At 74.3% G+C, this 12,228-nt stretch carries 2 pseudogenes; both read right to left on the minus strand.

What is annotated here, in order from left to right:
• Window positions 1-82: 82 nt before the first annotated feature.
• A pseudogene (locus tag H7H31_RS35105) lies at window positions 83-5,638 on the minus strand (type I polyketide synthase); the annotation flags it as partial.
• Window positions 5,639-5,663: 25 nt separating this feature from the next.
• A pseudogene (locus tag H7H31_RS31115) lies at window positions 5,664-12,176 on the minus strand (type I polyketide synthase); the annotation flags it as partial.
• Between the last annotated feature and the right edge of the window lie 52 nt (window positions 12,177-12,228).

Below are 12,228 nucleotides of genomic sequence, written 5' to 3' on the forward strand. Positions count from 1 at the left end.
CCAGGGTGGCTTCGAAGCGATCGAGTTCGGCGAGTACCGGCACGCCGGTGGGCGCACCGTCCTGGGGGAGCGCACCGTCCAGGTAGCGGGCCAGGGCCCGGGAGGTCGGATGGTCGAAGATCAAGGTGGCCGGAAGTCGCAGCCCGGTGGAGGTGGCGAGCCGGTTCCGTAGCTCCACGGCGGTCAGGGAGTCGAACCCGAGGTCGTTGAAGGCCCGTTCGCCGTGCACGGCCGTCGCGTCCGAGTGGCCGAGCACGGTGGCCACCGCGTCGCGCACCAGGTCGAGCAGGGCGCCCTCGCGCTCGTCGGCCGCCAGCCCGGCCAGCCGCCCGCGCCACTGGGCCGCGGCAGGCGCCGCCCCGGGTGTCGTGGGTGTGCCGGTCAGGGTGTGCAGCAGCGGTGGCACGGCGCCGGCCGTGCCGCGCAGGGCGGCCAGGTTCAGTCGGACCGCCAGGAGGGTGTGGTCGTCCCCGGCCAGCGCGGCGTCGAAGAGCGCGAGCCCGTCGTGCGGGGCCAGTGGGAGGACGCCGGCGCGCCGCATCCGACGCTGGGCCGCCTCGTCCAACTCTCCGGCCATTCCCGCCTGCTGCTCCCACGGCCCCCAGGCCACGGAGCGGGCGGGCAGGCCGTGGGCGGCGCGGTGTTGGGCCAAGGCGTCGAGGAAGCTGTTCGCGGCGGTGTAGTTTCCCTGCCCGGCGCCGCCGAGGGTGGCCGCCGCCGAGGAGAACAGGACGAACGCGTCGAGCGCCATGCCCCGGGTCAGCTCGTGCAGGTGCCAGGCCGCGTCGGCCTTCGGCCGCAGCACGGTGTCGAAGCGCTCCGCCGTCAGCGCCTCCAGCGCCCCGTCGTCCACCACACCCGCCGCGTGCACGACCGCGGTCAGCGGATGCTCCGCCGGAATCGCGGCCAACACGTCGGCCAGGGCCTGCCGTCGCGACACGTCACAGCTCGCGACCGTCACCCGCGCTCCGGCCGCGGTGAGGTCGGCCGTCAGCCGCTCGGCCTCGGAAGCTTGTGGGCCGCGCCGGGTGAGCAGCAACAGGTGTCGTACGCCGTGCTCCGCGACCAGGTGCCGGGCGAGCAGCGAGCCCAGCGCGCCGGTGCCGCCGGTGATGAGGACCGTTCCGGCGCGGTCGCCCAGGCGCGCAGCCGCTGGCGTGGGGTCCACGGTGGCGGGCCTGGCCCGGACCAGCCGGGGTGTGCGGAGGCCGGCGGGCCGCGCGGCGAGCTGTGGCTCGTTCGAACCGGCGGCCCGCCGCAGCGCTGAGCGGACGTCGGCGCCGGCGGCGAGGTCGAGCAGGACGAATCGGCCCGGGTGTTCGGCCTGGGCCGCCCGCCCCAGCCCCCACAGCGGCGCCTGGGCGAGGTTCGGCACGTCCTCGTCCCGCCCGGCGGCGACCGCGCCGTGCGTCAGCACGACCAGCCGGGAGGTGGCGAAGCGCGGGTCGCCGGCCCACGCGGTGAGCGCGGAGCTGGCCCACTCCACCGTTTCCCTGGCCGCCTCCGGCACGGCCGCGCCGGGCGCGGCGTGTGGGCAGGTCAGGAAGACGGTCGTCGGCAGCGGCCGGCCCCCCGCCGCCACGGCCTGCGCGAGAGCCGCCAGGTCCGGGTAGTGGTCGAGCGGGCCGCCGGCTGCCTCGGGTGTCGGGTCCGCCAGCGGATCGTACGGCCCGACCAGCGCCCACTCCGCCTCGTCCGCCCCGGCGGCGTCCGCCGTGCCCGGGCCGGCGGCGGCCCACTCCACGCGGAACAGCGCGTCCCCGGCCGGCGTTCCGGCGGCGGCTCGCAACTGGGCCAGCGAGACCGGCCGCGCCCGCAGCGCGGCCACCGTCACGACGGGCGCGCCGAACTCGTCGGTCACCAGCAGCGACATGGCGTCCTGTCCGGCCGGGGAGAGGCGGACGCGCAGCCGGGCCGCGCCGGTACGCGCGCGCCGTACGCCGTTCCAGGCGAAGGGCAGCAGCACCTGTTCCCCGGTGCTGCCCACCAGGCCCGCGTGGAGCGCGGCGTCGAGCAGGGCGGGATGCACGCCGTACTGAAGGGCCTCCGCCCGGTAGGGCTCCGGCAGCTCCACCTCGCCGTAGACGTCGTCTCCCGCGTGCCACACGGCCCGCAGGCCCTGGAAGGACGGCCCGTAGGCGAAGCCGTCCAGGGCCACCGCGCGGTAGAAGTCGGCGATGTCGACGGGCACGGCGCCCGGCGGCGGCCAGGCCCCGTCCAGCCCGGGGGAGTCGGCGGCGGGGCTGGCCTCGGCCGCGGCGGTCAGCATTCCGCTCGCGTGCCGGGTCCAGGGCTCGGTGTCGTCGCCGTCGCCGTCGGGTCGGGAGTACACGGCCAGGGGCCGGCGGCCGTCCTCCTCGGGCGTTCCCACCCTGAGCTGCACCCGGACCGCGCCGTCGGCGGGCAGGATCAGCGGGCTCTCCTGGTCGAGCTCGTCGACGCCCGGGCACCGCGTCAACCGCCCCGTGTGCAGGGCCAGTTCGAGGAAGGCCGTGCCGGGAACGACCACCGTGTCCAGGATGACGTGGTCGGCGAGCCACGGGTGGGAGCGGACCGACAGCCTGCCGGTCAGCAGCAGCCCGTCACCGTCGGCCGGGGCGAGCGCGGCGGCGAGCAGCGGATGCCCGGCGGCCTCCAGGCCCAGGTCGGCGGGTTCGGCGACGGCCGGCCGCGGCGGCAGCCAGTAGCGCTCGCCCTGGAAAGGGTAGGTGGGCAGGTCCACCCGCGCCGTCGGGTCCGGACGGCCGGCGACATCGCCCAGGCAGGCTGCCCAGTCCACCCCACACCCTCGTACGTGCAGCGTGGCCAGTGCGGTGAGCGCGGTCGTCGGCTCGGGCTGGCCGGCGCGGAGCAGCGGCACGGCCGCCACCTCGTCGGCGCTCGCGTCCAACGCGTCCAGGGCGCCGTCACGGGCCGTCGCGCACAGCACGCTGTCGGGGCCCAGCTCCAGGAAGGTGCGGACACCCTGCGCCGCCAGGTGCCGGACTCCGGCGTGGAAACGCACGGTCGCTCGGGCGTGGCGCACCCAGTACTCGGCCGAGCGGATCTGCTCGCCGGTGGCCGGCAGTCCGGTGACGTTGGAGATCAGCGGCAGCGTCGGCTCGTGGGTCGCCAACCGGGACATGACCGTACGGAACGCGCTCACCATGCCGTCCATGAGCGGCGAGTGGAAGGCGTGGCTGACGCTCAGCTCCCTGGTGCGCCGGCCCCGGTCGCGTAGCGCGGTGGCGACCCGCCGTACCTCGTCCTCGTCACCCGACACCACCACCGAGGTCGGGCCGTTGACCGCGGCGATCTCCGCCGTCCCGTCGCCCCCGGCCAGCAGGTCCGCGACCTCCTCCTCGGTCGCCTCCACGGCCACCATCGCCCCGCCCGCCGGCAGGTCCTGCATCAGGCGGCCCCGGGCGGCCACCGCGGTCACCGCGTCCTCCAGCGAGAACACCCCGGCCACGTGTGCGGCGGCCAACTCGCCGACGGAGTGGCCGAGCAGGAAGTCCGGGCGTACTCCCCAGGACTCCACCAGCCGGAACAAGGCCACCTCAAGGGCGAACAAGGCGCACTGGGCCCAGGCCGTCCGCCGCAGCAGCCGCACGTGCTCCGGGTAGCCGGCCGAACCCTCCTCGGCGAGCAGCGCCTCGCGCAGCGGCAGGCCGGTCCGCTCGGTCAGCAACGCGCAGTTGCGGTCCAGCGCCTCGGCGAAGACGGGGAAGAGACGGTACAACTCCCGCCCGGCGCCAGGGCGTTGCGAGCCCTGCCCGGTGAAGAGGAACGCGAGCCCGCCGCCCCGCGCCGCCTCGCCCACGACGGTGTGCGCCGCGGCGGCGCCCCCGGCGAGCGCGTCGAGCCCGGCGAGCAGTTCGGTACGCCCGGCGCCGACGACCACGGCCCGCTGGGCGAGGTCGGCCCGGGTGGTGGCCAGCGCCCAGGCCACGGCGGACGGTTCCCAGCCGGGGTGCGCGGCGACGGCCTCCCGTACCCGCAGGGCCTGCGCGCGCAGCGCCTCGGGGTCGGCGGCGGACAGCGACCAGGGGGTGGGGGCGGCCACGGGCCGCTCGCCCGTCACGCCACCGCCCACGGCCGCGCCACCGTCCGGGGCTGCGCCGCTGTCCGGGGCCGCGTCCGTGTCGCTGCCCGAAGCCGGGACCGATCCCGCGCCCGTGTCACGGTCTGGGTCCGCCGCCGTGTCGGCGACGAGCGCCCCGGAGGTGGGGGCGCCGCCCGTGCCGGCGTCGGTGGGGTCGGCCGCCTCGAGGATGACGTGGGCGTTGGTGCCGCTGATCCCGAAGGAGGACACCGCGGCTCGGCGGGGCCGGTCGGCCGCCGGCCACGGGCGCGCCTCGGTGAGGAGTTCCACCGCGCCCCGGGACCAGTCGACCCGCTCGGCCGGGGTGTCCACGTGCAGCGTGGGCGGCAGGACGCCGTGCCGCATCGCGAGCACGGTCTTGATGACCCCGGCGACGCCCGCGGCCAACTGGGTGTGGCCGATGTTGGACTTCACCGAGCCCAGCCACAGGGGTCGGTCGGCCGGCCGGTCCTTCCCGTAGGTGGCGAGCAGGGCCTGGGCCTCGATCGGGTCGCCGAGGCGGGTGCCAGTGCCGTGCGCCTCGACCGCGTCCACCTCGTCCGGGGCCAGCCGCGCGTCGGCCAGCGCCTGCCGGATCACCCGCTGTTGTGCCGGCCCGCTCGGCGCGGTGAGCCCGTTGGAGGCGCCGTCCTGGTTGACGGCGCTGCCCCGCAGCACGGCCAGCACCCGGTGCCCCGCGCGGCGCGCCTCCGACAGCCGCATGACAAGGAGCAGGCCCACGCCCTCGCCCCAGGAGGTGCCGTCGGCGGCGCTGGCGAACGCCTTGCAACGGCCGTCCGGGGCGAGCCCACGCTGGCGGCTGAACTCCACGAACATGTGCGGTGCCGCCATCACGGCGGCCCCGCCCACCAACGCCGCGGTGCACTCACCCGCCCGCAGCGCCCGCGCCGCCAGGTGCAGGGCCACCAACGACGAGGAGCACGCGGTGTCCACGGTCAGCGCGGGCCCCTCAAGGCCGAAGGCGTAGGCCAGCCGCCCGGAGGCGACACTGACCGTCGTCCCGGTCAACAGATAGCCCTCGGTGCCCTCCGACGCCGCCTGCGAGCCCGCCCCGTACCCCAGCGGAGACACCCCGACGAACACGCCGATCCGGCTGCCCCGCACCGACGTGGGGTCGATGCCGGCCCGCTCGAAGACCTCCCACGCCGTCTCCAGGAGCAGCCGCTGCTGCGGGTCCATCGCCAGCGCCTCACGCGGGCTGATCCCGAAGAACGCGGCGTCGAAGCGTTCCGCGTCCCGCAGGAAGGCCCCGTGCCGCACATAGCTGTGGCCCGGCCGGTCCGGGTCGGGGTCGTAGAGCGCCTCGGTGTCCCAGCCGCGTTCGGCGGGGAACTCGGTGACGGCGTCCCGGCCCTCGCTCAGCAACTGCCAGAAGTCCTCGGGCGACGTGACGCCGCCGGGGAACCGGCAGGCCATGTCCACGATCGCGACCGGCTCGTGCCGTTCCTCGGTGAGCTGGTGGTTGCGCTGCTCAAGGCGCTTGTTCTCCTTCACCGAGTGCCGCAGGGCCGCCAGGACGCGGTCGTGTGACGCGGGTGTCTGTGCTGCGGTCATCGTCTTCTCCACCGTCCGAACGCGATCAGAGGTCGGTACTGCCGAAGGCCAGGCCGATCAGGTCGTCCGCGTCCATCGCGTCGATCGACTCCAGATCACCCGGGTCCGCGCCGGCCGCCGATCCGTCGACCCGTGGCGCGGGCTCGGCCAGTTCCAACAGGGCGCCGAGCAACCCGGCCGCGCGGAGCCGGTCCGGGGCGACCGTGGCCAACAGCCGACGGATCTCCGCGTCGTCCACCTCGCCGGCCTCGGCCCCCTCGCCCACCGTGGCCGGCTCACCCAGCGCCTCGGCCAGCTCCGTACGCAACTGCCCGGCCAGCGCGGCCGGCGTGGGATGGTCGAAGACCAACGTGGCGGGCAGCCGCAGACCGGTGGCCGCGCTCAGCCGGTTGCGCAGCTCGACCGCGGTCAACGAGTCCACGCCCAACTGCTTGAACGCCTGGTCGGCGCCGACGTCCCCGCTCGACGCGTAACTCAGCACCAGCGCCGTCTGCTCCCGCACCAACCCGAGCAGCAACCGGCCGCGCTCGGCCTCGGGCACCGCGGTCAACCGCTCCACCAGCGCCCGCGCGCCACCGGCCGACGGGCCAGCGCCGGCGGCGGCCACCCGCCGCGCCGGAGCCGCCACCAACCGCCGCAGCAGCGGCGGCACCCGCTGCGCCCCGAGCGCCACGCGCGCCGCGCCGGGATCGAACCCCATCGCCACCACCGCGGCCCGGTCGGCGTCGAGCGCCGCGTCGAAGTGGGCGAGGCCCACGGCGTCGGAGAGCGGAGTCGTCCCGGCCCGGCGCAGCCGGGACAGGTCGGCCGCGTCCAGATGCCCCGTCATCCCGCTCTCCCGCTCCCACAGCCCCCAGGCCACCGAGACACCCGGCAGGCCCCGGTCACGCCGATGCTGCGCGAGCGCGTCCAGGAAGGCGTTGGCCGCCGCGTAGTTGCCCTGCCCGGGACCACCCAGCACAGCGGCCGACGAGGAGAACAGGATGAAGAAGTCGAGGTGGGTGTGTTGGGTGAGTTGGTGGAGGTGCCAGGCGGTGTGTGTTTTGGGTTGGAGGGTGGTGTGGGTGTGGTGGGGGGTGAGGTTGGTGAGGAGGGCGTCGTGGAGGGTGCCGGCGGTGTGGATGATGCCGGTGAGGGGGTGTTGGGGTGGGATGGTGGCGAGGGCGGTGGTGAGTTGTTGTGGGTTGCTGGTGTCGCAGGTGGTGATGGTGGGGGTGGCGCCGAGTTGGGTGAGTTGGTGGTGGAGTTGGGTGGCGCCGGGTGCATCAGGTCCGCGGCGGGAGAGGAGGAGGAGGTGGCGTATGCCGTGGTGGGTGACGAGGTGGCGGGCGACGAGGCTGCCGAGGACTCCGGTACCGCCCGTGATCACCACCGTCCCGTCCCGCGTCGCGGCGGGCGCGGGAGGCATGGTCAGCACCACCTTGCCGATGTGCCGGGCCTGACTCATGAAGCGGAACGCCTCCACCCCGCGCCGCACGTCCCAGGTGGCGGTGGGGAGCGGACGGAGGGTGCCCGCCGCGAACAGCGGCATCAGCGCCGCCATCATCCGGCCGATCCGCTCGTAACCGGCGTCGATCAGGTCGAACCACAGATACGACCTACCGGGATGGTCCGCCGCCACCCGCGCGGCGTCGCGGATGTCGGTCTTACCCATCTCCACGAACCGGCCACCCTCGTTCAGCAGCCGCAGCGAGGCGTCCACGTACGCGTTGGCCAGCGAGTTCAGCACCACGTCCACCCCGTTGGACGCGGCGCGCGTGTGCTCCTCGAAGTCCAGCGACCGCGAGGACGCGATCCGCTCGGCCGGCACACCCAACGCCCGCAACGTCGGCCACTTGGCCGGGCTCGCCGTCGTGAACACCTCGGCGCCGAGATGGCGCGCGAGCTGCAGGGCGGCCAGCCCCACGCCGCCGGTCGCCGCGTGGATCAGGACGGACTCGCCCTCCCGCAGCCCGGCCAACTCCACCAGGCCGTAGTAGGCGGTGAGGAACGCGATGGGCACCGAGGCGCCATCGGTGTACGTCCAGCCCGGGGGCAACGGTACGAGCAGCCGCCGGTCGACGACCGCTACCGGCCCGAAGGAGCCGGGCACCATGCCCATCACCCGGTCACCGGGCGCCAGGTCCGTGACGTCGGACCCCACCTCCAGGACGACGCCCGCCGCCTCCCCGCCCATCACGTCCTGATCGACCATGCCCAGGCCAAGGAGCACGTCCCGGAAGTTCACCCCCGCCGCCCGCACCGCCATCCGCACCTGCCCGGGCGCCAGTGGCGCGGCGGCCTCCGGGTACGGCACCAGCGCCAGGTTCTCCAGCGTGCCCTTGCCCCGCGTGTCCAGCCGCCAGGGCCCCCCGTCCGCCGGCGGCTCCAACGCCTGCCCGGGGTCATCCCGCACCAGCCGGGGCACCAACAGCCGCCCGGCCCGCAACGCGAACTGCGGCTCACCCGAGGCGAGCGCACCGGCGAACGCGTCCCGCGACGCCTCGTGCTCATCGAGGTCGGCCAGGACGAACCGGTCCGGGTTCTCCGTCTGCGCCGACCGCAGCAACCCCCACACCGGTGCGTGCACCAGGTCCCGTACGGCCTCGCCGTCCCCGGCCGCCACCGCGCCCCGCGTCACCACCACCAACCTGCCCGTGAACCGCGCGTCGGCCAGCCACGCCTGGGCAAGCCCGAGCACCCGATCGACCGCCTCCCGCACGGCGTCGGGTAGCCCCTCCTCGGCGGGCCCCGCGCCAGCGCAGGTCACCACCACCGTATCCGGCACCGCGCCGGAATCCGCCAGCGCGGCCAGGTCCGCGTACGCAGCGAGCGGCGAACCCACGGCCGGCCCACCCAGCGCGAGGTCGTCCGGTCCGACCAGGGCCCAGGGCGCGCCGGACTCCGACGCGTCTCCCGGCGGGGGTACCTCCAGCCAGTCCACCCACAGTGCGGCGTCCCGGTCGCCGGTGCCCGCCGCCCGCACCTGCTCCTCGGTCACCGCCCGACCCACCAGCGAGGCGACCTCGGCCACCGGAACCCCGTCGCCGTCGGCCAGCGCGAGCGCGAGGCCGCCCTGCCCGTCGTCCGCCAGCCTGACCCGCAGCGCGGTCGCCCCGGACGCGTACAACCGCACACCCGTCCACGAGAAGGGCAGCCGCATCGGAGCGGCGGGGTCGACGGCCCCGTGCAGCGCGGCGTCCAGCAACGCCGGGTGCAGGCCGAACCCGTCCGCCGACTGGTCATCGGGCAGCCTGACCTCGGCGAACCACGCGTCACCGTGCCGCCACAGGGCACGCAAGCCCTGGAACGCCGGCCCGTACCCGAGCCCGTTCGCCACCAGTCGCGGGTAGAACCCGTCCAGGTCCACCGGCTTCGCGCCCACTGGCGGCCACACCGCCAGATCCCAGTCCGGCTGCCTGGCACCGGTACCGACGAAACCGGTCGCGTGACAGCTCCAGGCGGAGTCGGCCCCGGCCGCGTCGGGCCGGGAGTGGATCGCCACCGGCCGCCGCCCGGAACCCTCCTCCGGAGCCCCGACGGTGAGCTGCAACCGGACGGCCTCCCCGTCCGGGATGACCAACGGCGCCGCGAGCGTCAACTCCTCCAGCACGTCGCACCCGACCTGGTCACCCGCCCGGACGGCCAACTCCACCAGCGCCGCACCGGGCACCAACACCGTTCCCCACACCGCGTGGTCGGCCAGCCACGGCTGCGACCGCACCGACACCCTGCCGACGAGCACCGCGTCACTGCTCCCACCCGCCAGCGACAACACGCCCCCCAGCAGCGGATGCTCAGCCGCGTCCAACCCAGCCGACCGCACGTCCCCGACCGCCTCCGGGGTGGTGAGCCAGTAGTGCTGGCGTTGGAAGGGGTAGGTGGGCAGGTCGAGGTGGTGGTGGGTGTGGCCTGAGGTGTGGATGGTCCAGTTGATGGGTGTGTTGTGGGTGTGGAGGTGGGCGGCGTGGGTGAGGAGTTGGGTCCAGGTGCCGTGGTCGCGGCGGAGGGTTCCGGTGATGGTGACGCTGGTGGGTTGGTCGGCTTCGTCGGCGATGTCGTGGAGTGCGGTGGTGAGGATGGGGTGGGGGCTGATTTCGATGAAGGTGGTGTGTCCGTTGTTTAGGGCGGTGGTGGTGGCGTGGGTGAGGAGTACGGGTTGGCGGAGGTTGGTGTACCAGTAGTCGGCGGTGAGGTGGGTGGTGTCGAGGGCTTCGCCTGTGGTGGTGGAGTAGAAGGGGATGTGGCTCGTGGTGGGCTTTATGTTGGCGAGTTGTGTGAGGAGGTGGTCGCGGATGGTTTCGACGTGGGGGCTGTGGGAGGCGTAGTCGACGTTGATGCGTCGGGCGTGGATGTCCCGTTCCTCGCAGTGTGTGAGGAGGTCTTCGATGGCGGTGGTGTTGCCGGCGATGACGGTGGTGTGGGGCCCGTTGTGCGCGGCGATGTGGAGCTCTCGGCCCCAGGCTCCGGGGAGTTGTTGGGTTGCTTCGGGTGTGAGGGTGAGGGAGGCCATGGTGCCGTGGCCGGTGAGGGTGGTGTGGATGGCTTGGCTGCGGAGGGCGGTGATGCGGGCGCCGTCTTGGAGGGTGAGGGCGCCTGCGATGACCGCTGCGGGGATCTCGCCTTGGGAGTGGCCGATGACGGCGGTGGGTTGGACGCCCAACGATTCCCATACTCGGGCCAGCGAGACCATGACGGCGAACAGCGCGGGTTGGACGACGTCGACACGTTCGATGGGTTGCCCGTTGGTCAGCACCTCCGTCAACGACCAGTCGACGTACGGGGCGAGGGCGTTCTCGCAGTCGGCTATGGACTGTCGGAAGACCTCGGAGGTGCGCAGGAGGTCGGTGGCCATGCCGGTCCACTGCGAGCCCTGACCGGGGAAGACAAAGACGGGTCGGCTGTGGTTTCCCTGCCCCGTCACCACGCCCGGGTGCTCCTGGCCGTCGGCCAGCGCGTCGAGGCCGGTGAGGAGTTCCGCGCGGTGGGTGCCGATGACGACGGCACGGTGCTCGAACATCGAGCGTTCCGTCGTCAGGGACCGCGCGACGTCGGCCGTCGTCCACTCCGGGTGGGCGTCCACGGCGGCCCGAAGCCGACTCGCGGCGGCGCGCAGTGCCTTGGCGGATCGGGCGGACAGCGGCCAGGCCACGGCCTGAGCCGCTGCGGGAACCCCCTCGCGTGGTGCCGGCCCCGGCTCCGGTGTCGCGGCGAACGCGGGTGCTTGTTCCAGGATGACGTGGGCGTTGGTGCCGCTGATGCCGAAGGAGGATACGGCGGTTCGGCGTGGGCGGCCCGTCTCGGGCCACTGCTGCTCCTCGGTGAGCAGGCGTACGGCACCGGACTCCCAGTCGACGTGAGGCGTGGGCTGGTCGACGTGGAGGGTGGGGGGCAGTACGCCGTGGTGCATGGCTTGGACCATCTTGATGACGCCGCCGACGCCGGCGGCGGCCTGGGTGTGGCCGATGTTGGACTTGAGCGAGCCCAGCCACAGGGGTCGGTCGGCGGGGCGGTCCTGGCCGTAGGTGGCGAGCAGGGCCTGGGCCTCGATCGGGTCACCGAGCGTGGTGCCGGTGCCATGCGCCTCCACCGCGTCGACCAGGTCGGGTGAGAGGCCGGCCGCGTCCAGCGCCTGCTGGATGACGCGCTGTTGCGCGGGGCCGTTGGGCGCGGAGAGACCACTGCTCGCGCCGTCCTGGTTGACCGACGACCCGCGCAGCACGGCGAGCACCGGGTGCCCCGCGCTGCGGGCCTCGGAGAGTCGTTCGATCAACAGCATGCCCGCGCCCTCGCCCCAGGCCGTGCCGTCGGCCGAGGCCGCGAACGACTTGCAGCGGCCGTCCCTGGCCAGACCGCCCTGCCGGCTGAACTCCACGAAGGTGGTCGGCGTGGCCATCACGGTGACCCCGCCCGCCAGCGCCATGGCGCAGTCGCCGCGCCGTACGGCCTGGGCCGCCAGGTGCAGTGCGACCAGCGATGACGAGCACGCCGTGTCCAGCGTCACCGCCGGCCCTTCCAGGCCGAGCACGTAGGCGATCCGGCCCGAGGCGACGCTGCCCGCGTTGCCGCTGCCGAGGAACCCGGCGACGGGCTCCTCCACCTCGTCACCCAGGCGCGCGGCGTAGTCGTGGTACATCAGCCCGGCGAAGACGCCCACCCGGGAGCCGCGCAGCGTCGCCGGGACGATACCCGCCCGCTCGAACGCCTCCCACGCCGTCTCCAGGAGCAGCCGTTGCTGTGGGTCCATCGCCAGCGCCTCGCGCGGGCTGATGTCGAAGAACGCCGGGTCGAAGCCGCTCGCGCCTTCCAGAAAGCCGCCCTCGCACACGTACGAGGTGCCGGGGCGCGTCCCGTCCGGATCGTAGAAGTCCTCCAGGTGCCAGCCACGCTCCGCGGGCGGTACGCCGATGGCGTCCTGCCCCGTGGACACCAGTCGCCACAGTTCTTCCGGGGTGTCGACGCCGCCGGGGAACCGGCAGCTCATCCCGATGATGGCGAGTGGTTCGCGGTCGGCTTCCTCCAACTCGGCCACCCGACGCCGTGACTCGGTGAGTTCGGCCGTGGCCCAGCGCAGATGCTCGCGAAACTTGTCTTCCTGTGACACTTTGCGC

The sequence above is a fragment of the Streptomyces buecherae genome, assembly GCF_014295035.1.
GTDB classification, from domain to species: Bacteria; Actinomycetota; Actinomycetes; order Streptomycetales; family Streptomycetaceae; genus Streptomyces; species Streptomyces youssoufiensis.